20 protein-coding genes and 1 pseudogene are annotated in these 22,366 nt (G+C 72.5%); 6 read left to right on the top strand and 15 right to left on the bottom strand.

Annotated features, from left to right (window positions below):
* Positions 1-284: 284 nt before the first annotated feature.
* The 5 genes from HCK00_RS26130 to HCK00_RS28080 form a co-directional block, all read right to left on the bottom strand.
* On the bottom strand, positions 285-1,745 hold the full coding sequence (locus tag HCK00_RS26130; RefSeq protein WP_168104512.1) for a DUF6177 family protein: 1,461 nt from the start codon (positions 1,743-1,745) through the stop codon (positions 285-287).
* 191 nt (positions 1,746-1,936) lie between these two features.
* Positions 1,937-5,923 carry a type VII secretion protein EccCa gene (eccCa, locus tag HCK00_RS26125; protein ID WP_168104511.1) on the bottom strand — a complete coding sequence of 1,329 codons (3,987 nt, stop codon included), beginning with the start codon at positions 5,921-5,923 and terminating at the stop codon, positions 1,937-1,939.
* Positions 5,920-7,014, bottom strand: a complete 1,095-nt coding sequence (locus HCK00_RS26120) for a nucleotide-binding protein (RefSeq protein WP_240966212.1) — start codon at positions 7,012-7,014, stop codon at positions 5,920-5,922. Before HCK00_RS26120 ends, eccCa begins: the two co-directional genes overlap by 4 nt.
* Before the next feature lie 367 nt (positions 7,015-7,381).
* Complete coding sequence (eccD, locus tag HCK00_RS26115) at positions 7,382-8,725, bottom strand: type VII secretion integral membrane protein EccD (RefSeq protein WP_168104524.1); 1,344 nt, start codon at positions 8,723-8,725, stop codon at positions 7,382-7,384.
* 41 nt (positions 8,726-8,766) lie between these two features.
* Entirely contained in the window at positions 8,767-9,150 is a 384-nt protein-coding gene (locus HCK00_RS28080; protein WP_240966210.1) for a hypothetical protein, read from the bottom strand.
* 417 nt (positions 9,151-9,567) lie between these two features.
* Between HCK00_RS28080 and HCK00_RS26105 the strand changes: the two are divergent.
* The 3 genes and pseudogenes from HCK00_RS26105 to HCK00_RS26095 all read left to right on the top strand — a co-directional run bounded on the left by HCK00_RS26105 (position 9,568) and on the right by HCK00_RS26095 (position 11,038).
* Positions 9,568-10,520 (top strand): annotated as a pseudogene (locus tag HCK00_RS26105) (helix-turn-helix domain-containing protein).
* Positions 10,517-10,702: a DUF397 domain-containing protein gene (locus tag HCK00_RS26100; protein ID WP_168104509.1), complete on the top strand. Its 186-nt coding sequence runs from the start codon at positions 10,517-10,519 to the stop codon at positions 10,700-10,702. The pseudogene HCK00_RS26105 and the gene HCK00_RS26100 overlap by 4 nt, the downstream one beginning before the upstream one ends.
* Positions 10,703-10,852: 150 nt before the next feature.
* Positions 10,853-11,038, top strand: a complete 186-nt coding sequence (locus HCK00_RS26095; protein ID WP_168104508.1) for a DUF397 domain-containing protein — start codon at positions 10,853-10,855, stop codon at positions 11,036-11,038.
* Positions 11,039-11,093: 55 nt separating this feature from the next.
* Here the strand turns inward: HCK00_RS26095 and HCK00_RS26090 are convergent, their stop codons facing one another.
* Together HCK00_RS26090 and HCK00_RS26085 are read right to left on the bottom strand one after the other, a co-directional pair.
* On the bottom strand, positions 11,094-11,957 hold the full coding sequence (locus HCK00_RS26090; RefSeq protein ID WP_311765502.1) for an immunity 49 family protein: 864 nt from the start codon (positions 11,955-11,957) through the stop codon (positions 11,094-11,096).
* Between the two features lie 12 nt (positions 11,958-11,969).
* On the bottom strand, positions 11,970-12,398 hold the full coding sequence (locus HCK00_RS26085) for a hypothetical protein (protein WP_168104507.1): 429 nt from the start codon (positions 12,396-12,398) through the stop codon (positions 11,970-11,972).
* Positions 12,399-12,416: 18 nt separating this feature from the next.
* Here HCK00_RS26085 and HCK00_RS26080 point away from each other — a divergent pair, with 18 nt between their 5' ends.
* Positions 12,417-12,650: a DUF397 domain-containing protein gene (locus HCK00_RS26080; protein ID WP_311765501.1), complete on the top strand. Its 234-nt coding sequence runs from the start codon at positions 12,417-12,419 to the stop codon at positions 12,648-12,650.
* Between the two features lie 55 nt (positions 12,651-12,705).
* On the opposite strand, the gene HCK00_RS26075 is transcribed toward HCK00_RS26080, so the two are convergent.
* Both HCK00_RS26075 and HCK00_RS28075 read right to left on the bottom strand, forming a co-directional pair.
* On the bottom strand, positions 12,706-13,569 hold the full coding sequence (locus HCK00_RS26075) for an immunity 49 family protein (RefSeq protein ID WP_311765500.1): 864 nt from the start codon (positions 13,567-13,569) through the stop codon (positions 12,706-12,708).
* Positions 13,544-14,008, bottom strand: coding sequence for a hypothetical protein (locus HCK00_RS28075; RefSeq protein ID WP_168104506.1), 465 nt, complete (start codon positions 14,006-14,008; stop codon positions 13,544-13,546). Before HCK00_RS28075 ends, HCK00_RS26075 begins: the two co-directional genes overlap by 26 nt.
* Before the next feature lie 18 nt (positions 14,009-14,026).
* Here HCK00_RS28075 and HCK00_RS28070 point away from each other — a divergent pair, with 18 nt between their 5' ends.
* Entirely contained in the window at positions 14,027-14,260 is a 234-nt protein-coding gene (locus tag HCK00_RS28070) for a DUF397 domain-containing protein (RefSeq protein WP_311765499.1), read from the top strand.
* A gap of 55 nt (positions 14,261-14,315) precedes the next feature.
* On the opposite strand, the gene HCK00_RS26060 is transcribed toward HCK00_RS28070, so the two are convergent.
* From HCK00_RS26060 to HCK00_RS26035, 6 genes are all read right to left on the bottom strand, one after another.
* The gene (locus HCK00_RS26060) at positions 14,316-15,179 is read right to left on the bottom strand and encodes an immunity 49 family protein (RefSeq protein ID WP_168104505.1); all 864 of its coding nucleotides are present in this window, start codon (positions 15,177-15,179) and stop codon (positions 14,316-14,318) included.
* Positions 15,180-15,190: 11 nt separating this feature from the next.
* Complete coding sequence (locus HCK00_RS28065) at positions 15,191-18,070, bottom strand: hypothetical protein (protein ID WP_240966209.1); 2,880 nt, start codon at positions 18,068-18,070, stop codon at positions 15,191-15,193.
* Entirely contained in the window at positions 18,067-18,498 is a 432-nt protein-coding gene (locus tag HCK00_RS28060) for a DUF6507 family protein (RefSeq protein WP_311765498.1), read from the bottom strand. The genes HCK00_RS28065 and HCK00_RS28060 overlap by 4 nt, the downstream gene beginning before the upstream one ends.
* A gap of 201 nt (positions 18,499-18,699) precedes the next feature.
* Positions 18,700-19,008 (bottom strand): pore-forming ESAT-6 family protein, encoded by a 309-nt coding sequence (locus HCK00_RS26045; protein ID WP_168104504.1) that lies wholly within the window; start codon positions 19,006-19,008, stop codon positions 18,700-18,702.
* Positions 19,009-19,025: 17 nt separating this feature from the next.
* On the bottom strand, positions 19,026-19,358 hold the full coding sequence (locus HCK00_RS26040; RefSeq protein ID WP_168104519.1) for a hypothetical protein: 333 nt from the start codon (positions 19,356-19,358) through the stop codon (positions 19,026-19,028).
* Between the two features lie 139 nt (positions 19,359-19,497).
* A complete protein-coding gene (locus HCK00_RS26035; protein WP_168104503.1) occupies positions 19,498-20,637 on the bottom strand; it encodes a PP2C family protein-serine/threonine phosphatase in 1,140 nt (379 codons plus the stop codon).
* Between the two features lie 159 nt (positions 20,638-20,796).
* On the opposite strand from HCK00_RS26035, the gene HCK00_RS26030 reads away from it, so the two are divergent.
* Positions 20,797-22,026, top strand: a complete 1,230-nt coding sequence (locus HCK00_RS26030; protein WP_168104502.1) for a GNAT family N-acetyltransferase — start codon at positions 20,797-20,799, stop codon at positions 22,024-22,026.
* The last annotated feature ends 340 nt before the right edge of the window (positions 22,027-22,366 follow it).

Below are 22,366 nucleotides of genomic sequence, written 5' to 3'. Positions count from 1 at the left end.
TGACCGCCGGGCCGGCCGGCGCGGCGGTCACGAGGTCACCGAGGCACGGCCGGCCCGGGGGCGTGCCCGCCCGGCGGGGAGCGCGGTGCGGGGAGCTCGGTGCGGGGAGCTCGGTGCGGGGAGCTCGGTGCGGGGAGCGCGGCTCCCTCCCCCGGCTCACCGCTCGCGCCCGCACTCCGTCGGTCCGTGTGCCGGCCGGCTGCCGCGTGCGCGCCCGCCGCGCGGGCTCCGGTTGGGCGGGCGGTCCCCGGTGGGTGGGTCCCCGGGTACCGTCCACGCGGCCGTCAGGCCCGCGGCTCGTGCCCCGGCCCCGGCTCCGGCTCCGGCTCCGGTGAGCGCCGGAGATGCCGCATCAGCAGGTCGAGACGGGTCCAGCCGTCGGCGGTGGAGCCGTCACCGAGCGGGTAGTGGAGGCCGTGCCGGCCGTCCGGCCCCAGCTCGACCGGGCTGAGGGAGAGCGGCGGCCGGCGCGCGTGGCCGGCGCCGATCTCCCGGACCTCGGCCGCGCCCAGGGCGAAGGCGACCGGAACGGGTGGCGCGTGCAGCCGGGCCGGCACGTGCAGGTCCCGTCCGCCCGTCTGCACCTGGGCGAGCAGGGTGACGAGGTGGTGGCGGGCGGCCAGTTCCTCCGCGAGCCCCGCGAGCGCGTCCAGCGGCGGCTCCTCGTCCTCGCCGTAGCCGGCGGTGAACGTGATGTCCTCCTCGACGCCCTCCTCGGTACGCAGGACGCGCAGGGTCGCGGTGGCGGGACGCCCGGGGTCGCCGACCGCGACGGCCCAGGTCGGCTCGGGCGCGCGCTGGTAGGCCAGTTCGGTGAGCCGCCGCCGTGACCAGGGCAGGTTGACCGGCTCCGCGGTGCCCCAGCCCGCCGGCGGTCCGCCCGTCACCGCCTGCCAGACGGCCTCCAGGGCGCCGCCGAGCACGAGGCGGTCGTCGGCGGGGTGCGCGGTGCGGACGGAGATCCCGAGCCGCCGCTCCCCGGTGGGCGCGGTGTCCCGGAAGACCTCCGCGACCGGCGTCTCCCCGCTCTCGGCGGGGGCCGGCCCGAAGGCCCCGTCCCGCCAGCGCAGCACCGCGCCGGACAGCCCGTCGTAGTAACCGCCGCGGCCGTCCTGGACGACCCAGCGCGACGGGGGCGCGAAGAGCAGGGAGCGGGTGGCGAAGGTGAGGCGGCTGGTGTGCGGGGTGACGATCTGGAGCCCGCGGCCGGAGGCGAGGGTGGCCCGGCGGGCGTCGGACAGCCAGGCGGTCATGGCGATCACCGGGCGGTCCTGGATGACCACGGCGGCGTGGCCGGTCAGCACGTCCACGGCCGGTTGCGCGGCGACCGGCGCGGGGGCGGCGGTGACACCGGGCGGCACCGGATCGCCGTCGCCCATGGCCTCGCCCGCGCCGGGCGGCCAGACGGTGCCGTCCAGCATCGCGGCGAGCCGGCCGGCGAACGCCCCGGCGAGCCGCTCCGCCTCGGGCACCGCCGTGGAGGCGCGGGCCTCCACCCACCACACGGGGCCCTCGCCGGGCGGCGCCCCGTCCGGGCCCAGCAGCCGGGCCGTCTCGCCGGCCACCTGCACCAGCACCGGCGACTCGACGGAGACCAGGGGCCGGCCGGCCTCGTCGCAGAGCTGGAGCACCGCCCCGTCACCGGCGGCGCCGAGGCGCAGGTCGGGCCCGCCGGCGAGGAGGCCGGCGACGACGCTCCAGGCGTCCGGCATCTTCCGGGTGAGCGCGATGATGTCCTTGGTCATACGGCGTCCCTGGCTGTCTCGTCGGTCGGCTCGGTGATCGGCCCGGTGATCGGCCCGGTGATCGGCCCGGCGGTCGGCTGCGCCGTGCCGTCCGCGGGCGTCCTGGGTGGCGCTCTTCTCCGGTGGCCCTGGTCCTCGTCGGTGCCGGGGCGGCGGCGCGGACCCCGCCCCGGTGGCCGGTGGCCGCCCCGTCAGCTCCCGGTGCCGTCCACGAGCGCGGTCTGGATCAGCCGGTTCGGCTCACCCCGGCGGACGAGGAGGCCGCGGCCCGCGGGCCGGGCACTCGCGTAGACCCCCGGGAAGAGCTGGCCCTCCGCGCGCTCGCCGGTCATGACGAGCGCCGTCGTGCCGCTCTCGCGCAGCGTGGTGAGGAACGGGTCGTACATGGCGCGGGCGGCGCCCGCGAACCGGCGGGTGACGACGAAGTGCAGCCCGATGTCCGCCGCGGAGGGGATGAAGGGCAGGAACGGCTGGAGGGGCTGCTGCCCGGCGGTGGTGAGGATGTCGTAGTCGTCCACGACGATGACGATGCGCGGGCCGGTGTACCAGGCGCCGTCGGCCAGCGCCTCCTGGTCGGCGAGGTCGTCCGGCATCCGCTTCTCCAGCTCCTTGGCGATGCCGGCGGCCAGCGCCCCGCAGATCTTGGAGTTGTGGGCGTAGCCGCCGCGGTACTCCTCGGGGACCGCGGTGCGCAGGCCCCGCCGCGGGTCCATCACGGCGAAGACGAGATCGTCCGCGGAGTGGCGGGCGCGCAGCCCGTCGGCGACGAGCCGCAGCAGATTGGTCTTGCCGCACTCGCTGTCGCCGAGGACGAGCAGGTGCTGGTCGCGGCGGAAGAGGTCGAGCAGGACGGGCGCCAGCGCCGTCTGGTCCAGGCCGATGGGCACCCGTTCCGGCTCGGCGGTCACCGAGGGCAGGGCGGCGGGCCGCACGCGCGGCGGGAGCACCCGCACCGGCTGCGCGGGTTCGCCCGGCCATGCCGCGCGGATGGAGCGGGCCGCCTGCTCGACGGCGGGCCCGAGTTCGGTGGTGGCGGAGAGGGAGTCGATCCGGGGCAGGGCGACCTGGGCGAAGAGCTTGCCGTCGGTGAGGACGCGGCCCGGCTCGTCCGGGGCGAGGGTGGCGGCGAGCTTGCGGTCGATGCCGCTGTCGCCGGGGTCGTTCAGGCGCAGCTCCACGCGGGTGCCGAAGGTGGACTGGGTGGCGATGCGCACGTCGTTCCAGCGGAGCATGGACGCCACCACGTGGATGCCGTAGCCGCCGCCGCGCTTGAGCAGGTCCACGACGGCGTCGTCCAGTTCCTCGAAGTCGTCGCGGAGCGCGCCGAAGCCGTCGATGAGCAGCACGATGTCGGTGGAGGGGAGCTGCGGCAGCTTCCCCTCGGCGCGCAGCTCGCGCAGCCGTTCGACGGAGTCGATGTTCCGCTCGCGGAACAGTTCCTCGCGCAGGGCGAGCATGCCGCGCACCTCCTCGACCGTGCGCAGGGCGCGTTCGCGGTCCGCGCGGCCGGCCACCCCGCCGACGTGGGGCAGCCCGGCGAGCGCCTGGAGGCCGCCACCGACCAGGTCGAGCCCGTAGATCCCGACGTCCTCGGGGGTGTGGGTGAGCGCGAGCGAGAGGGCGAGGGTGCGCAGCAGCGTCGTCTTGCCGGACTGCGGGCCGCCGATGACCGCCGCGTGGCCGCCGGCCGGCGTCAGGTCCAGCTCCCAGCGGCCCTGCCACTGCTTGGCGGGGTCGTCCAGCAGGCCCAGCGGTACCCGCATGGGGCCGCTCCGCGCGGTGAGCCGCAGCCCCTTCGGTCCGGCCTCCACCGGTCCGGCCGCGGTGTCCAGCGGCAGCGCGGCGGGCAGCGGCGGCAGCCAGATCCGGCGGACGGGGGCGGCCGCCGCCCTGAGCTGGCCGATGACGACGGACAGCACGGTGGGGCCGGGGTCGCGGTGGCGGGAGTACGACTTCTCGGTGGCGGAAGGGTCCTCCTCGCCCCGGTCGATGGTGTTGTACGCCGGGTAGGGCAGCACGGCCGGGCCGGTGTCCTCCTCGGCCTCGCGGCGCACGGGCCCGGTGTACGGGCCGGAGACGTATCCGGCCTTGAACCGCTCGTAGGCCGAGGTGTCCACCTTGAGGTAGCCGAAGCCGGGCAGCGGCGGGAGGTGGAAGGCGTCGGGGGTGTCGAGGACGGTGCGGGACTCGTCGGCGGAAAAGGTCCGCAGGCCGAGCCGGTAGGACAGATAGGTGTCCAGGCCCTTGAGCTTGCCGCCCTCGATGCGCTGGCTGGAGAGGAGCAGATGCACGCCGATGGAGCGGCCGATGCGGCCGATGGAGAGGAAGAGGTCGATGAAGTCCGGCTTGGCGGTGAGGAGTTCGCCGAACTCGTCGATGACGACGAACAGGTGCGGCAGCGGGTCGAGGTCGGGACGGGTCTCGCGCAGCGCGGCGTAGTGCGCGATGTCGGCGACGTGCCCCGCCTCCTTGAGGACCCGCTGGCGGCGCTGCACCTCTCCGGCGAGGCTGGCGTGCACGCGTTCGACGAGACCCGCCTGGTTCTCCAGGTTGGTGATGACGCCGGCGACGTGCGGGAGGTCCGCGAAGGGGGCGAAGGTCGCGCCACCCTTGTAGTCGACGAGGACCAGCGCCAGATCCTCCGGCGGGTGGGTGGCGACCAGGGCGAGCACCAGGGTGCGCAGCAGTTCGCTCTTGCCGGAGCCGGTGGCGCCGACGCACAGGCCGTGCGGCCCCATGCCCAGCTCGGCGGATTCCTTGAGGTCGAGCAGGACCGGCTCGCGCGAGTCGCCCACGCCGATCGGCACCCGCAGGAAGGCCCGTTCGCCGCGCGGCGCCCACAGGGCGTCGAGGTCGAGGGCGGCCGGGTCGTCCATGCCGAGCATGCCGAGGAAGTCGACCGGGCCGGAGAGCGGGGCGTCGGCCAGCGACTCGGCCGAGAGCCGCAAGGGGGCCAGCATCCGCGCCAGGCCCTCGGCGCCGGCCGCGGTGACGTCGTCGACGGTGCCGCGCGCGACCAGGGGCTCCTCACCGCGCAGGTCCTCGACGGTGACCTCGCCGCCGTCGACGGTGATCCGCAGGGAGACCTGGCCGGGCTCGCGCACCCGTTCGGAGAGGAGGTGGAGCACGGTGACGCCCATGTCCCGCAGGGACACCGCCTCGTCGGGGCGGGGCAGCTCCCGCGCCGTGGCGCCGTACTCGTCGCTGACCACCAGCAGCCGGGTGGCCAGGGCGAGCGCGTCCCGGCCGGACAGGCCGCGGCGCAGCTCGGCGGCGTAACCGGCGCGCTGCCGCAGGTCGCGGCCGAGGAGCCGGGCGAGCTGCTGGACGTCGGGGGCGATACGGCGGGCGCCGACCGGCCCGTCGCGCTCGTCGGCGTCGACGACGTGGGGCAGCCACTTGAGCCACTCCCAGTCCGCCAGCCGGTCGCCGGGGCAGCCGAGCGCGACGCGCACGTCGTCGGGGGCGTGGGTGGCGGCGGTCTGCGCCAGCAGCGCCCGGGCCACGCGCAGCACGCCGTCCCGGTCGCCGATGACGCTGACGTTCCCGGCCCGGTCCAGCGGCACGGTCAGCGGCATCTCGCCGGTGGTGCCGAAGCGGCCGACGAGCGCGCTCGCCTCGTTGAGCATGAAGCGGTCGGGCGGGGTGAGCACGGAGCCGCTCTGCTGCCCGACGGTCAGCGGGCGCAGCGGCATCTCGCCGGTGCCGACGCGCACCGCGAGGAAGTCGGCGTCGAGGCGGCGGCGCTCCCAGAGGCGGGACGGGTCGCGCACGATGTCGTAGAGCGCGGCCGGCGGCGGGTTCAGCACCCGGGCCGTGTCGCGCAGCCGGCGCTCCTCGGCGGCCAGCTCCTCGCGCAGCTCCTCCAGGTACTCCAGGTAGCGCTCGCGCTGCCGGCGCCGGGTGCGCTGGGCCTTGCCGCGCTGCGACACCAGCATGCCGACGCCTCCGAGCACGGCGACGACCAGGACGACCGCGCCGATCACCGCGAACTGGCTGTTGCGGACGACCGTCATCATCACCACGGAGCTCATCACCCCGGCCATCGGCAGCAGCGCCATCGCCCCGCTGCCGGTCCTGCCCTCCGGCAGGTTGGGCGGGGCCTCGATGGTGCGGGCGGCGGGGGCCGGGGCGGGGCGGGCGGTGCGCGCGGGGCGGTGGATCAGGCGGGTGGTCATCGGCGGCCGCCCACGGCCCGGTTGAGGGTGGCGGCGGCGAGCCGGGTGGCGGCCTCCCGGGTGCGTTCCCCCAGCAGCCCGGTGCGGATGACGCCGCCCGCGGCGAGGTGCCGGTCGTAGGGCAGGCGCACCACCTCGACGCCGTCCAGCCGCAGATGGGCGGCGGCGGCCTCCTCGTCCATCGTCAGGTGCGGGGCGGCGGAGACGAGGGCGACGACGGTGCCGGGCAGCAGCCGGGGCCGGGCCACGCCCGCCATCCAGTCGAGTATCGCCCGGGTGGAGGTGACGCCCTCCAGGGTGGCGGGGGTGACGAGGACCCGGGCCTGCGCGGCGACGAGCGCGGTGCGGGCCAGCTCGCTGGGCAGCGACTCGCAGTCGACGAGGGTGATGCCGAAGTAGCGGCGCACCGCCACCATCACGTCGCGGTACTGGGCGAGTTCGAGGCGGGCGCCGACGGTGCCCTGGCTGCCGGGCAGCAGCCAGCCCCCGTCGGGGAGCTGCACCAGATAGCCGGTGATGTCGGTGAGCTGCATCGACGGGTCGACGATCTGCGCGAGGTCGGCGCAGGTCCAGCGGACCGTCTCGGCGCCGAGCCGGATGGGCAGGGTGCCGAGCGACGGGTCGGCCTCCACCATCAGCACCGGGTCGTGGCGGTAGTGCTCGAACACGCGCCCGAGGAGCGCGGTCACGGTGGTCTTCCCGGCGCCGCCCCGGATCCCGGTGACGACGATCTGCCGGCCGGTGGTGATCGGCTGCTGGAGATCGCGGGCGACCCCGGTGACGGCCTCGACCTCGGCGGCGGCCGAGGAGGAGACCAGCTCGCGCAGGCGGCGCCCGGCGCGGACGGGCACCGGCTCACCGCTCCGGGGCCTGCCCTGCGCGCGGACGAGTCCCGGGTCGGCCACGCGGACGGAGACGGGGACAGGGCGGGCGGCCGCCTGCTGCGGCCGGGCCCCGGCGCCGTGCGCGGGGGCGGTGCTCGGATCGGTGCGGTGCGGATCGGTGCCGTGCGGATCGGCGGTGTGGGGGTCGGCGGTGTGGGGATCGGCACCGTGCGGCCCGGCGGTGTGCGGCTGTGCGAACTGGCTCATCCCCGGCTGCGGCGGGAGCTGTCCGGCCGGGCCCGGGTGCGCGGTCTGGCCGTCCGCCCCGCGCGGCGGCGCGGCGGGTGGTGCGGACGGCGGCGCGGCGGGGGCCCCCGGCGCGGCAGGCGTCTGACCCGCACCAACACCGGCACCCGCACCCGCACCGGCACCGGCACCGGCACCGGCACCACCGATCTGACGGAGGACGTCCCCCTGCCAATCGTTCCCGGCCATCCGCTTCCCCCTCAGATCCGTTCCGCGGCACGAACCGCCCCGTCGGCGATCCGTTCCCGCCCTGTGGCGACCCGTTCAGCGTTCCGTTCCGTGTCCAGTTCCCGCGTTCCGGTGGTCCGGCGTTCCGCCGTCCGGCACGTCAGAACGCGGCGAGCAGCCGCCCGTACACCCCGAACACGCCCACGGCGAGCGGGAAGAGCGCGATCACGCCGACCGATTCGGCGAAGTCGGCGAGGCGGCGGAGCCGCACCCGCACGTGTTCCGGCGTGCGCACCGCCGGCACCCCGGCCGCCAGCAGCGCCGCCACGGCCAGCAGCCCCAGCGGCCCGTAGGGCGCGCCGTCCGAGGAGTCCGCCCACAGCACCGCCAGCCGCACCAGCAGCACGGCGGCGGCGCCCAGCACCACCACGACCTCGGCCACCAGCGGGAAGGCCCGCGCCCGCGAGGCCAGCACCAGCGCCAGCACCGCGGTGAGCGGCACCGTCCACGGCCCCGGGCCGGTGACCGTCAGCAGCCCGGCGGCGGTCGCCGACACGGCGGTGACGACCGTGGCCAGCGCCAGCCCGCGGTGCGCGGCGGCGAGCGCGGTGCCCACCTGGTGCCGGCTGACCGACGCCCCGGCGGAGCGGCGGTCGTCCAGCGCGGTCAGCCCGGCCGCCATCAGCGCCAGCCGCGGCAGCAGGCCGAGGACGACGACGGAGACCACGGCGAGCACCGCGCCGACGCGGGCCGGGTCGTCCTGGAGCGCACCGGTCAGCAGCCACACGCAGGTGGTGGCGGACGCGGCGCCCGCGCCGATCAGCGCGCCCCGCCCGACCGGCGAGAACAGGCCGAGCAGCAGCAGCGTCAGCACCACGGCCGCGGTGACGCCCGCGAGCCGCGCGTCACCGGACCAGGACCGCGCGTCGGCGGCCGTCCAGGCGCCGAGCACCGCCAGCGCCCCGGCAGTGAGGTGCAGCGTCGTGGCGAGCCCGCGGTTGCCGCCGCCGAGCCGGGCGGCGAGCGCCCCGCCGGCCGCGATCAGCAGGGCGAGCACGACCAGCCCCGCGGCGACCCCGGCCGAGTCGAACGCGTCACGGGCGAGCAGCCCCGCCGTGACGGCGAAACCCACGGTGGCGGCCCCGGCCGTGGCGAGGCGGGCCTCCGGCCGCCACCGCCAGGCCCGCAGGTCCAGATCCTCGGCGACCTCGTCGGTCACGTCGTGCACGACGGGCGCGGCCGGCGCGTCCTGCGCCCGGACCAGCCGGAGCACCGCGCCGTCCCGCACCTCGGCCGCGGAGAGTGTGGCGTCCAGCGGCAGGACGGCACCGGCGGCCGTGACCAGCCGGCGCAGTTCGGGGCGGGCGGCCACGCGGTCGTCGAGCATCTCGATCACATCCGGCAGCAGCCGGCCGACCGGCTCGTCCGCCGGCAGGACCAGATCGACCCGTCGCCGCTCACCGACCAGGGTGACCCTGCTGAGTTCCCCGCTCCGCTCCCCCATGCTCACCACCCGACCGAACTTACCATCGAGGCTTCACCTGGTCAGGAGCCCGGCGGGAAGCCTATGGAGGCCGCTGCGGAATCCCGCGCGCCGGGCGGCGCCTCCGGCGAGCGCGGGGACGAGCCCATCTGATCCGGCAGCCCCGGCAGCCCCGGCAGTCCTCGCGACGGTGGCACGACCGCGGACGAGACGCCCGTCCGCGACCGTTCGGCCTTCTGATCCGCCAGCTTGTCCTGGATGAACGACCAGCCCACACAGCCCGCGCACATCACCGCCGCCACGGCGATCCCCGCGAACAGCTTCCCCAGCCGCTCGTCCGCCGTACGCCGCGCCCGCTCCGGGCCGTAGAGCAGCGCGTCCCGCATCCGTCGACGCCGTACGGAGACGGACTCCAGAAGCTGACTGTCGTAATCCTTACCCGTCATGAGGCCCCCTCCCTCAACTCCCCCGGCCACGCGCGGCGGCCGAGCCATTCACCCGGCCACTGCCCAGCGCGAACAGCACCGGTCACGTGCCAGGGCTCATCCTGACAGAGCCCTCCGACACCGGCGAGCGGAAGCGGCCCCGGCGCGCGACGGCCGGACGGCGGAGCGAGGCCCCGGACCGGCCCGGCACGGGCACGGCACCGGAACTCCACCGCCCCGGCCTGGCGTTGCCTCCCCCGTCCCGCCCCTGGAGCGGCTCCCCGGCCCACCCGGCACCGGCCCACCGGTCTCCACCACCCACCCCGTACGGTGAGTAAGCGTACGGACACCCTCGGTGGACAATCCAACAATCATGCGTCACTCTGAGTGAGTTCACCTGGAGGGCACGGTCCAGGTCAAGCACGAGGGGGATCGCTCATGACCACCGAGAGCGACGAGTTGACCGGCAGCAACGGCCCCATCGCCCCCGGCCACGGCAACCGGGGAAGCGATGCCCACGAGGCGTACGAGGAAATCACCGGAGGGACCGAGAAGGACGGGACCGGCTGCCCACGGGAGCCCGACCCGTCGGACAGCCTGCGCACCTTCGGCGCCGTCGTCCAGGCGCTCCGCGAACACGCCGGCCTCAGCCGCGCCGACTTCGGCGAGCGCGTGCGTTTCTCCAAGCACACGGTGGAATCCGTCGAGCTGGGCCGCCGGATGCCTGACGAGTCCTTCGTCGAACTGGCCGAAGCGGTCCTGGGCGACACGGGCGCCCTCCGCAAGGCGGCCCGCCACCTGACCCGCGGCGAACCGGGCCTCGCGGCCTGGTTCCGCCGCTGGGCCCGCCTCGAACGGACGGCGGTCAGCCTCTGCACCTACGAATGCCGACTGATCCCAGGCCTCCTCCAGTCGGAGGGGTACGCGCGGGCCGTCTTCGAAGCCCGTCTCCCTCTGCTGTCGGAGGAACAGCTGGAGGCCCAGGTCCGGGCGCGACTCGACCGACAACGGATGTTGCATGAACGAACAAGCGTCCCGTCAGCTTCATCGTGGAAGAGGCCGTGCTCCAGCGCCGGTTCGGTGGCGCCGAGGCGATGCGGGAACTGGTGGATCACGTCTTGACATGCGGAGCCATGCGCAACGTGACCTTCCAAGTCATCCCCACGAAGACACGGTTACACGCGTGTCTGGACGGCCCGGTTCGTCTGCTTCAGACCGTCGAAGGACGGCGTTTCGCCTACTCGGAAGGCCAAGAGAACGGGCGTTTGATCGCTGACCTGAAAGAGGTGACTCTCCTCCAGCAGCGCTATGACACACTGCGCTCGCAGGCTCTCACTCCTGAAGACTCGCGGGGCCTGCTGGAGCGACTGCGAGGAGAACTGGAGCTATGAGCGCAACGGAACTCACCTGGTTCAAGTCCAGCTACAGCGGATCGGCAGGCGACGACTGCGTGGAAGTCGCCATTGCCGAGCAGACCGTCCACATACGTGACTCGAAGAGCGCCCCGCTCCCCCACCTGATCGTCGACCGTGACGGGTGGACACGATTTCTGCGTTACGCGGCCGAGCACTGAGCAAGCGCCAGGGTGCGCCGTCGGCCTCGGGCCAACGGCGCGTCGGCCCCTCCCCTTGGGCCACCTCTCCACCGACCCACTCCGCTCGCAACTCCTGAATCGCGAAAACTCCCCGGCTCCGTTGGAGCCACCACAAGGAGAACCGACACCATGAGCGCGACGGAACTCACCTGGTTCAAGTCGAGCCACAGCGGCACCCAAGGCGACGACTGCGTGGAAGTCGCGGTGACCGAGCAGACCGCATACGTGCGCGACTCCAAGAACACCTCACGCCCGGGCCTCGCCATCGGCCGGGACGACTGGTCCCGTTTCGTGCGTTACGCAGGTAACGGCTGAGCCCACAGCGCGGCGTGCCGTCGACTCCAACCACGTGTCGGCGGCACGGGCACCCTCAGGTCTCGAACTCGCCGACCCAGGTGCGCTGCAACAGATGCTTCGGCAGATACTCCGACTCCACCTCGATCGGGAAACCCGAGTCGTAGGCGAGACAGGCGATGGCCAGCGGACCGAGCGCAACCAGGCCCTCGATGCTCGACGCCCGCTCCTCATCGGCCGTCCAGTAATCCTTGTTCCACTCCAGCGCCTTGGCCAGCTCGGCATTGAAGACGTCGTAGTCCTGGCGCAGATAGCGATAGAAGAGATTGATCGGCGGGTAGAGGATCTTGAGCGTCAGCTCACGGTTTCCCACCACCAGTTGTTCAGGATCCGTACCCCGCATCGCGGCAACGAGCTTATCCTGCATTCCGGGCCGCTGAAGCCAACCCGTCTGCAACGTGTCCACCCAGTGGTAGACGTACTCGTCGAACTCGACCTCCGGCCGCCGCAGAAGATCGAGCGGAACGCTGCAGAGAGCCGCCATCCGTTCCTGCTCACGGCACACCACCGCGAGCCAATAGGCCTTGATCCAGTTGCCCGCGTGGGTGTAGTACCGCGGACCCGTCGCCGGAATCACGCGCTCCTTGTGCGCGATACGGCACTCCACCGAAGACCCCTCCGGGGCAACGGCAGCCGCGAACATCGCAGAGCCCACCTGCATGGCCGCGACCCAGGCCTCCCACGACTCCAACTTGGCGACACGGGGATCCACCGCGCTCCGCACCTCAACGGCCGACATCGCCGAACTCAGCACATTGTTGAATGACGTAGGAAATTCCTCGATGCTTCCGATCGCCTCGTCGGCATCTTCAGCCAGCGCCTCGACAGCACCGGCCAGATTCGGGCTGGTGAATTCAGGGCGCGGCACAGTCACAGCCACCGGTCGTGCTCCTCATGGTCGAAGGTCGAAGCGCTTCATCTGGTAACCAGCATATGTACCATCCACGACATTGGCTTTGACGAGCACATAGTCGACCTTGCCCTGGTCGAGAGCCGCACGAAGCTCCTTTGCCAGTGCTCTCTCCTCGGGGAACTTCACGTTCTTGTTCATCTGCCCGAGGATGGTGTCGAAGTAGGCCCGCGTGCCCTGCATCACCCGACCACCGGCGTTACCCCAGCGCGTGCCGAGTTGTGCCGTCAGGCTGCCCTTGGCCTCGACCACGACGAAGCCGCCGTCGGGGCGTCGCCAGATCTGGTGGAAGCGGTTGGCGCCGCCCGGGCCGTCGAGGCCGCCGAACTCCAGCGTGGCGCCGGGGAACCGCTCCGGGATGGCGTGGTTCTGGGCGGCGGCCTCGCCCATGTCCTCGGCGGCCCGCAGCATGTCGCCGTGGAGCGGGCTGTGCGCGTCGTCGCGACCGTGACCCGGTCGCCGCTGATCGGATCACCCAGGTACCTCAGCCGCATCGCCGGCAGCAAGAGCAGTAACGGCAGGGCGCAAGGCGACGATTGCTTGGAAGTCGCGGTGACCGAACAGACGGCCTACGTGCGCGACTCCAAGAACATCTCACGCCCGGGCCTCGCCATCGGCCGGGACCGCCGGGCGCGTTTCGTGCGTTACGCGGGTAACGGCTGAGCCCACAGCACGGCGTGCCGCCGACTCCAACCACGGGTCGGCGGCACGGGCACCCTCAGGTCTCGAACTCGCCGACCCAGGTGCGCTGCAACAGATGCTTCGGCAGATACTCCGACTCCACCTCGATCGGGAAGCCCGAGTCATAGGCGAGACATGCAATCGCCAGCGGACCGAGCGCTACCAGCCCCTCAACACTCGAAGCCCGCTCTTCATCAGCCGTCCAGTAATCCTTGTGCCACTCCAGCGCCTTGGCCAGTTCCACGTTGAAGACATCGTAGTCCTGCCGCAGGTAGCGATAGAAGAGATTGATCGGCGGATAGAGAATCTTGAGCGTCAGCTCACGGTTCCCCACCACCAATTGCTCGGGATCCGTACCCCGCATCGCAGCGACGAGCTTGTCCTGCATGCCGGGGCGCTGGAGCCAACCGGTCTGCAATGTGTCCACCCAGTGGTAGACATATTCATCAAATTCCGCTTCAGACTGGCGGAGCAAATCAAGGGGAACATTGCAGAGCGCCGCCATCCGCTCCTGTTCCCGGCATACCACGGCCAGCCAATAGGCCGTGATCCAGTTACCTGCATGGGCGTAGTTCCGTGGGCCCGTCGTGGCAATCACGCGTTCTTTGTGCGCAATGCGGCACTCCACCGACGAACCCTCCGGGGCCGCAGAGGTCGCGAACATCGCAGATCCCACCTGCATAGCGGCGACCCACGCCTCCCAGGACTCCAGCTTCGCCACGCGCGGATCAACCACACAGCGGGACCTGGCCACCGCCAGGGCAGAACTCAGCGCACTTGGCAATGCATTCGGCGTCCGCTCCAGGGCGGGAATCATCTGATCGGCACCCTGTTGCAGAATCTCCAGAGCACGGTCCGTGTTGTCGCTCGGAAAGTCATGACGCGGCACGTTCACTGCCACCGGGCGCGCTCCTCAAGGCCGTAGATCGAAGTCGCTTCACCTCGTAACCAGCATACTTACCATCAGCGACATCAGCCTTGACCAGAACGTAGTCGACCTTCCCATCAAGGATGGCCAACTCGAGTTGTTGCGCGAGTGATGCCTCTTCCGGGAACTTGTGCGCACAGGATTTCATCTGATCAACAATGGTCGTGAAGTGCGTGTGCGTCCCCTGCATGACCCGTTGACAGACGCCATGGCCCCAGCACGTGCCGAGTTGCGCCGTCAGGCTCCCCTTGGTCTCGACCACGACGAAGCCGCCGTCGGGGCGTCGCCAGATCTGGTCGAAGCGGTTGGCGCCGCCCGGGCCGTCGAACTCCAGCGTGGCGCCGGGGAACCGCTCCGGGATGGCGTGGTTCTGGGCGGCGGCCTCGCCCATGTCCTCGGCGGCCCGCAGCATGTCGCCGCGGAGCGGACTGTGCGCGTCGTCGCGACCGTGACCCGGTCGCCGCTGATCGGATCACCCAGGTACCTCAGCCGCATCGCCGGCAGCAAGAGCAGTAACGGCAGTGCGCAAGACGACGACTGCGGGGAAGTCGCGGTGACCGAACAGACCGCATACGTGCGCGACTCCAAGAACAGCTCACGCCCAGGCCTCGCCATCGGCCGGGACGACTGGTCCCGTTTCGTGCGTTACGCAGGTAACGGCTGAGCCCACAGCGCGGCGTGCCGCCGACTCCAACCACGGGTCGGCGGCACGGGCACCCTCAGGTCTCGAACTCGCCGACCCAGGTGCGCTGCAACAAATGCTTCGGCAGATACTCCGACTCCACCTCGATCGGGAAGCCCGAGTCGTAGGCGAGGCACGCGATCGCCAGCGGACCGAGCGCTACCAGCCCCTCAATACTCGAAGCCCGCTCTTCATCAGCCGTCCAGTAATCCTTGTGCCACTCCAGCGCCTTGGCCAGTTCCGCGTTGAAGACATCGTAGTCCTGCCGCAGGTAGCGATAGAAGAGATTGATCGGCGGATAGAGGGTTTTGAGCGTCAGCTCACGGTTTCCCACGACCAGTTGCTCGGGATCCGTACCCCGCATCGCAGCGACGAGCTTGTCCTGCATGCCGGGTCGCTGGAGCCAACCGGTCTGCAACGTGTCCACCCAGTGGTAGACATACTCGTCGAACTCCACTCTAGGCTGCCGCAGCAATTCCAAGGGAACGTTGCAAAGTTCCTCCATCCTGCTTGTGTCACGCCCAACGATAGCCAGCCAGTAGGAATTGATCCAGTTACCCGGATTTGTATAGTACCGCGGCCCGGTAGCCGGGACCGTGCGCAGCTTATGGGCGATGCGGCACTCCACCGATGCATCCGCCGGAGCAGTGGCCGCAGCAAACATCGCGGAACCTACCTGCATCGCCGCGACCCATGCCTCCCACGTCTCCAGCTTGGCGGCGCGTGGATCAAGCAGGCAACGCACTTGCGCAGCGGCCATAGCCGAGTTCAACGCGTTGTTGAACTCACCGGGAGACTCCTCCAAGTCTGCGATCGTTTCATCCGCCTCCGCACTCAATATCTCTACGGCGCGGGCAGTATTGGCCGTGGAGAACTCATGGCGCGGCACCGCAATAGCCACCTTCGTGCTCCTCACGATCGCACGTCAAAGTGTTTCATTTGGTAGCCAGCATACCTACCGTCGACGACGTTGGCCTTCACCAGGACGTAGTCGACGTTCCCTTCCTTCAGCGCCTTACGTAGCTCTCGTCCGAGCGCTGCCTCTTCGGGGAAGTCGTTGGCACGAAGCTTCATCTGGTTGAGGATCGTTTCAAAGTATTCGCGCGTACCCTGCATGACCCGGCCGCCGCCATGGCCCCACCGCGTGCCGAGCTGCGCCGTCAGGCTGCCCTTGGCCTCGACCACGACAAAGCCGCCGTCGGGGCGTCGCCAGATCTGGTCGAAGCGGTTGGCGCCGCCCGGGCCGTCGAGGCCGCCGAACTCCAGCGTGGCGCCGGGGAACCGCTCCGGGATGGCGTGGTTCTGGGCGGCGGCCTCGCCCATGTCCTCGGCGGCCCGCAGCATGTCGCCGTGGAGCGGACTGTGCGCGTCGTCGGCGGCCTGGACGGCCTGCTGGGTCTCCGGCGTGGAACCCTGCCGGTTCGCTTCCTTGGCCTGCTCGAGGGCCTTTTCCGCGGTCTGGTCCCTGGCGACGGCGTCGTCGCGGGTCCGGGCCATGTCGTCGAGCTGGGTGATCTTCTCGGGGGCGACCGTGGCCCGGTCGCCGCTGATCGGATCGCCCAGGTACTTCGGCGGCATCGCCGGCGGGACGTCGTCGGCCGCGATCCACTTGGGGTTGGCCGGGTCGCTGAGGTCCCGGCGGAGCTTGGGGACGGGCTGGCCGTCCACCAGGCGCTCGACGTCCTGGCGGTGGCCGTTGGACTTGTAGTGGTCCTTGAAGAACGAGTCGTCGGGGTCGTTGACCCGGTCGACGTGCTCCCGCATGATCTCCCGCGGAGTCCGGGGAGGAGGCGTGCCGTCCGGGGTACCGCCACCGGGGGCGCCCCCGTGATCCGGTATCGCGTTGCCCGGCGGGAGGTCGCGGGCGGGACCGGGGCCCCCGGGGTGGGGCGTGGGCGAGTCGCCGAGCTGAGGGCCCGGACCGGTGCCGTCGGGCAGGTCCCGGCCGCCGGGAGGCAGGGTGTCCGTGCCGCCCGGGACGTTGTCGGCGTGGGACATGGACGGGCCCTCGTACGGGCCGCCGCGGCCCCCGCCGCCCAGGTGGTCGCCCGCGCGGCCCGTGGCGCCGGGCAGGTTGTCGCCCAGGCCGCCGGGACCACCGGGGCCACCCGGTCCGGCGGGCCCTCCAGGGCCGCCCGGACCACCGGGACCACCGGGACCACCGGGCCCGCCCGGGCCCCCCGGACCACCGTGAACAGGGCCCCCCGGGTCCGCTGTGGAGCCCGGCAGGTTGTCGCCGGAACGGGCGCCGCCGACGACGGCGTTGTCCGCGAGGGAGCCAGGGTTGCCGGCGTCGCCGACGTGCGCGGCGTTACCCGGGGGCGCGTTGCGGGCGCCTGCGCCGACGAGTTCGGGCTCGGGGGCGCGGACGGCCGCCCGCTCCGGGTCGGTGGCGCCGGCCAGGTCGGCCTTGTGCGGTTCGGCCGGGGCGTCCACGCGGCTCATGCTGCCGTCGGGGAGCTGAAGGCGGCCGTCGGCGTGGATGACCGAGCCGTCCGGCATCAGGACGGAGCCGCCGGGCAGCTCGGACGGCACCCGCGGGGCGGTGCCCTCGGGGACGTGGACGGTGCCGTCCGCGAGCTGGAGCGGGGTGTCGGGGACGCGTACCGTGCCGTCGGGCAGTTCCAGCCGCCCGTCCGGCAGCAGCGCGGCGCCCTCGGGGATGGTGGGGATGTCCAGCTTGCCGAGCGAGCCGAAGTTGAGGTTCTTCAGCCCGGCCAGCACGTCGCCCATCTTCAGGGCGCCGCCGGCCTTGCCCACCACCGCCGAGATGTGGGTCATCGGGTCCAGGAACTTACCGGCCTTGCCCGCGGCGGAGGCCACCTTGGCGACCGTGCCGCCCTTGGCGATGTTGCCCGCGCCGGTGATGGACGTCAGCACGTTGAAGGTCACCGCGCCGGCCGCGCGGGCCGGGTTCTCACCCCAGGTGTCCCAGGCCAGCAGGGCCTTGCCGGTCTCCTTGGCGACCTCCTTGGAGTCCTTCATCCACTGCGGCAGCGCCGAGTCGGGGATCGCGTAGGCCAGCGGCGAGGTGTAGAGGGCGGTGCCGACGACCAGCATGCCCAGGCCCTTCCAGGCGTCCTTCATCGCGTCCCAGCCGTCGAAGCCGACCAGGGTGCCCAGGCCCTTGATCGTGCCCCACACGCCGTCGACGATCAGGCCGTCCCAGACGAAGCTCTTGAGGTGCTGGTGGACCTCGTACCAGTGGTACTTCTCGTTCTCCGCCGTGCCCCAGGGGACCTTGGCGTCCTTCATGTCGTCGGCGGAGAAGCCGTACATGTTCTCCCCGCCGGAGCCGTCGTCGGCCCGGTAGCGCGTGCCGCCCGGGACCAGCCCGGTGATCTTGTTGGCGGCGGTGCGCTCGGCGGCCCAGAACGCGGCGACGGTCGCCGTCACGTCCGACTGGAGCGCGTTGTGCTCCTCGATCTTGTCGCCGTCGTAGCGCCAGTCGTCGTCGTCCTTGACGTCGGCGACGAACGCCTCGGCCTCGGCCTTGAGCCGCTTCAGCTTGGCGACGAGCGGGCGCACCTCGGACGCGTACTCGTTCAGCGCGGACTTGACCTTCTCCAGGTTGTCCGCGAACGCGTCCGCCCGGTCCTGCACGGGCTTGGTCGAGGCGAAGAGCGCCTCCGCCTCCGGCGCGGTGTAGAACGCCGACAACCCCTGGAACTGGGTGTGCACGCTCTTGCCCGTGCCCCGGATCGCCGCCGCGTCCTTGCCCAGCCCGGTGGCGTCCGTCTCCAGCTGCTCCAGATCACCCGTGAACTGCGGTATCGCCCCTGGCTCGATCATGCCGGCGCCTGCCCCCCGTGTTCACCGCCACCGCCGCCGCCTCCGTCACCGGAGGCGTTCTTCGCCTGCGCCTTCAGCGCGGCCAGATCGGGGGCCTTCAGGGCCTCCCTCTGCGCGGCCGCGGCCATGTCGAAGTCGCCCTGGTTGTACGCCTTGACGGCCTCCACCGCGCCGGTCAGCGACTTGCCCGCGCGGGCGCCGACGAACATCAGGTCGTCCTGCGTCTTCGTCGCGAACTCCGCCAGCGCGGCGCCCACCAGCCCCATGGCCGGGGCCTCACCGCCGCCGGCGATCGTCCCGGCGGAGGCCGCGGCGCTCTCCATGTTCTCCGAGTAGGTGGCGGCCTGCTTCTCCAGCTTTCCCGCGACCTCACCCACCTGGGTGAGTACGCCCTGGACCCCGCCGACGTCGATGTCCCAGCCCGGCACCGTGACCCCCGTCCCCCGTCATCCCCGTGTGTGCGAACGCTTGCTCAGGCCGTTCACGGCCGCCGGCCCGGCACGGGAGTCCCGGGCCGGACCGGCCACGGCCTGCCTGCCTGCCTGGCTTCCTGGCTTCCTGGCTTCCTGGCTTCCTGCGCCTGGCTGCCCGGCTGCCTGCGCCTGCCTGCCGACCGGCCGCCGCGACCGTCAGCCGATGTTGTCGACCGCGGACTTGGCCTTCGCCAGTGTGGCCTGCGCGGTGCTGTCGTTCTGCTCCAGCGTGGACCGGACGAGCTGGATGATCGACCGCACCTCACCGGCCGCCTGGTTCCAGCGCATCTCCTTCTCGTGGTACAGATCCGAGACGCCGTCGGCCTGGAAGTCGGCCATCGCGGCCTTCACCGCGCGGTCCCGCTCCCCCAGCACCCGCTCCAGCTGTCCCACGATCGAGGACAGCGAGCCCTGCACCTCCGTGGAGGCGCCGACGTCGTACGACCGGCGGTCCTGATTCCCCACAGCCAACCCCCGTCTGCTCAGCGCCCGCCGAAGCGGGCCGCGTCGAAATTCGCCGCCGACATCTGCTGCCGCGCGTTGTCCGCGGCCTCCTGGTCACCCGTGCCGAAGGACTGGTCCATGCCGCGCTGGCCGCCCAGGATCCCCTGGAGCGCGGAGTTCAGCGCCGCCGTCACCTCGTCCGAGTTGGCCTTGAACTGGTCGAACGCGGCCTTGCCGGAGCCGTTGAACTTGCCCTCCAGCGGCTCCGCGGCGGCGATCAACTGGCGGATCAGGCCGCCCAGATCGTCCGACGAGCCCTGCGTGTTCGACGCCAGGCTCGACAGCGCCGTATTGCCCATGTCGAACTTCACCAGCACACCCCCGTGGGTCAGAGTTCCCGACACGACCGCTTCTACATGTACTAGTACGCCTGTGCGCGCACAACTGGTTCCCACGGCGACATGACTGACGCCACATCGGAACCTGCGAGGGGGCCGCCCGGCCGACCCGTCAGTCGCGGCAGATCAGCAGCAGCGCGCGGTCGTCGTTGACGTCCTTCGCCACCGCCTCGATGAGGTGCCAGGCGGCGCCGTGGAAGCCGGAGGCGACATAGCGGTCGGCCTCGCCCGTCAGGCGGTCGATGCCCTCGGTGAGTTCCCGCTCCGCGGACTCCACCAGGCCGTCCGTGAAGAGCATCAGCACGTCGCCGGGGTTCAGGGTGCCCTTCACCGGCTCGAACTCGGCCCCGTCGTAGACCCCGAGCAGCGGGCCCTCGGAGCCCTTCTGCTCCCAGCGGCCGGTGCCCGCGACGAGCTGGAGCCCCGGCGGGTGCCCGGCGGAGATCAGCTCGTAGTCGCCGCTGTCGAGGTCGAGGACGAGGTGGATGGAGGTGGCGAACCCCTCGTCCCAGTCCTGGCGGAGCAGATAGGCGTTGGCGGCGGGGAGGAACTGGTGCGGCGGGAGGGAGCCGAGCAGGCCGCCGAAGGCGCCGGAGAGCAGCAGGGCGCGGGAGGCCGCGTCCATCCCCTTGCCGGACACGTCGGTGAGGACGACTTCCAGGGTGCGGCCGTCGTTCGTCCGGGCGGCGACGACGAAGTCCCCGGAGAAGGACTGGCCGCCGGCCGGGCGGAGCGCCATCTCCCGGTGCCAGCCGCGCGGCAGGGCGGGCAGCTTGCTCTGCACGCGGATCCGCTCCCGCAGGTCGAAGAGCATCGTGCCGCCCCGCCGCCAGGGCACCCCGACGCGGCTGCGGAACTGCGCGATGACCAGCCCGCTGAGGCCGACCGCGCCGACGACGAGGATGTCCCCGGGGGTGACGGCGGCGAGATCCTCGTACTCGTCGATCACGGAGGCCTCGACGATGAGCGCGACGGCCGCCGCCCCGTACATCAGCAGGACGCTGGCGGGCCGGAGCAGCAGCCCGGCGGCCACGATCGGCAGCACGAGCGCGGCGGGCGGGCACCACAGGGGCGCCGCCATCGTGCCGGCGGCGATGGTGGGGACGGTGAGCAGGAGGGCGACGAGCGCGATCCAGTCGGAGCCGTCGCCCCGGAAGTAGTCCACGGCGGATTTACGCAGCCCGTTCCGGACCCGGTGCGTCTTGCGGCGCATACGGGCCGTGAACGTCTCCACTCTCACCTCTTGTGCCATTGCACCGGGACCCTATCCACCCGTTCGGCGGCGCGTCGATTCACGGCGCGTCGGAAAAAGAGTTCGGCTGTGCGCATCCGCCCCCGGCCCGCCCCGTGCGCTCCCGGCGCCGCTCAAATCCGTTCGCCTGTTCGGGACACTGCTGGTAGGGATGGGCCCATGAGCACTGAGACCCGCGTGTTGCAACCTGCCGAATGGGACGAGTGGTACGGCCGCCTCGAACTTGCTTTCGGTGGCGTGGCCGAGGCCCCGCAGGAGCGGAAGCTCTGGCACGACCTCACCGAGTTCGACCGTTCGATCGGCGTCTGGGAGGGCTCCACCTGCGTCGGCACGGCGGGCTCCTTCAGCTTCCGGCTCACCGTCCCGGGCGGCGCGCCCGTGCCCGCGGCCGGGGTGACGATGGTGAGCGTGCTCTCCACCCACCGCCGCCGCGGCGTGCTGACGGGCATGATGCGCCGGCTGCTGGACGGCGTACGGGAACTGGGCGAGCCGCTCGCCGTCCTCACCGCCTCCGAGCCGGGCATCTACGGCCGGTTCGGCTACGGCGCCGCCACCCAGGAACTGTCGCTGGACATCGACACCGGACGGGCCGGTCTGACCGTCCCGGATCACCCGGACGGCGTAACGCTGCGGATGGTCGCGCCGGACGACGTCCAGGACGCGTGCGAGCGGATCTACGCGCGGCGGGTGACGGAGCGGCCGGGGATGCTGGCCCGGCGGCCGGGGTGGGAGCGGCTGCCGCTGCTCGACCCGGTGGCGAGCCGGGCGGGCGCCTCGCCGCTGCAGTGCGTGGTGGCCGAGCGGGGCGGAGAAGTGATCGGGTACGCGCGGTACGCGATCAAGCCGGAGTGGACCCCGGAGGGCCCGGAGGGCGTCGTCGTCCTGCGGGACCTGGAGGCGCCGGAGCCGGCGGTGACGGCGGCGCTGTGGCGCTTCCTCTTCGACCTGGACCTCACCTCCCGGCTGCGGGCGCGCACCCGGCCGGTGGACGACCCGCTGCTCCACCTCGTCTCCGACGTGCGGCGCTGCTCCCCGCGGCTCCGGGACGGGCTGCACCTGCGTCCCGTGGACGTGGGCGCGGCGCTGGCGGCGCGGGCCTACTCCGCCCCGGTGGACGTGGTGCTGGAGGTCACCGACACCTTCTGCCCCTGGAACGAGGGGCGCTGGCGGCTGACCGGCGACACCGGCGGAGCGCAGTGCGCCCGCACCTCGGACCCGGCCGAACTGTCGCTCTCCGTACGGGAGCTGGGCGAGGCCTACCTGGGCGGGACCTCGCTGGCCGCGCTCGCGGGCGCCGGACGGGTGCGTGAGGTACGCAAGGGGGCGCTCGCGCAGACCGCGCGCGCCTTCCTCGGCGAGGTCGCGCCCTGGCTGCCGCACGGCTTCTGACCGGGCGGGGGCCCGCCGGACCCGGGGCGGGGCATGCGGCACGAGCCGGGGCGGGGGAGGTGATGCGGCGCGGGGCGCGGCGGCGCGCGGGGCGGCGGTGCACGGGGCGGCGCGCCCTCCCGGTGACGTCCCGCGCGGCCGCTCACCGATCGCCCCGGCCGCCTTGGCCGCCTTGTCCGCCCCGGCCGCACAGGCCCTGCCGGTCCCGTCGGCCCCGACCGCTGACCGGACCCTGTCCGGGGCGGCGTTCAGGCCGGTGAGCGAGCCGGTCAGCGGCCCGGTGCGGCCGGCGGCCGGGCCGGTGGAGAGGCCGGCGCGGCCGGTGAGCGGCCCGGCGGGG

The organism is Streptomyces zingiberis (assembly GCF_012034935.1).
GTDB lineage: Bacteria > Actinomycetota > Actinomycetes > Streptomycetales > Streptomycetaceae > Streptomyces > Streptomyces zingiberis.
The sequence above is the reverse complement of the archived record's forward strand: the minus strand, read 5'-3'. Positions and strand labels throughout refer to the sequence as shown.

What these genes read in the sequence shown, in the direction of transcription:
- HCK00_RS28075 (WP_168104506.1), bottom strand. Translation starts at nt 14,008, where the DNA reads ATGCTGCGGGCCGCCGAGGACATGGGCGAGGCCGCCGCCCAGAACCAC.
- HCK00_RS26095 (WP_168104508.1), top strand. Translation starts at nt 10,853, where the DNA reads ATGAGCGCGACGGAACTCACCTGGTTCAAGTCGAGCCACAGCGGCACC.
- HCK00_RS28065 (WP_240966209.1), bottom strand. Translation starts at nt 18,070, where the DNA reads ATGATCGAGCCAGGGGCGATACCGCAGTTCACGGGTGATCTGGAGCAG.
- HCK00_RS28080 (WP_240966210.1), bottom strand. Translation starts at nt 9,150, where the DNA reads ATGACGGGTAAGGATTACGACAGTCAGCTTCTGGAGTCCGTCTCCGTA.
- HCK00_RS26120 (WP_240966212.1), bottom strand. Translation starts at nt 7,014, where the DNA reads ATGAGCCAGTTCGCACAGCCGCACACCGCCGGGCCGCACGGTGCCGAT.
- HCK00_RS26100 (WP_168104509.1), top strand. Translation starts at nt 10,517, where the DNA reads ATGAGCGCAACGGAACTCACCTGGTTCAAGTCCAGCTACAGCGGATCG.
- eccCa (WP_168104511.1), bottom strand. Translation starts at nt 5,923, where the DNA reads ATGACCACCCGCCTGATCCACCGCCCCGCGCGCACCGCCCGCCCCGCC.
- eccD (WP_168104524.1), bottom strand. Translation starts at nt 8,725, where the DNA reads ATGGGGGAGCGGAGCGGGGAACTCAGCAGGGTCACCCTGGTCGGTGAG.
- HCK00_RS26030 (WP_168104502.1), top strand. Translation starts at nt 20,797, where the DNA reads ATGAGCACTGAGACCCGCGTGTTGCAACCTGCCGAATGGGACGAGTGG.
- HCK00_RS26085 (WP_168104507.1), bottom strand. Translation starts at nt 12,398, where the DNA reads ATGCTGCGGGCCGCCGAGGACATGGGCGAGGCCGCCGCCCAGAACCAC.
- HCK00_RS26130 (WP_168104512.1), bottom strand. Translation starts at nt 1,745, where the DNA reads ATGACCAAGGACATCATCGCGCTCACCCGGAAGATGCCGGACGCCTGG.
- HCK00_RS26035 (WP_168104503.1), bottom strand. Translation starts at nt 20,637, where the DNA reads ATGGCACAAGAGGTGAGAGTGGAGACGTTCACGGCCCGTATGCGCCGC.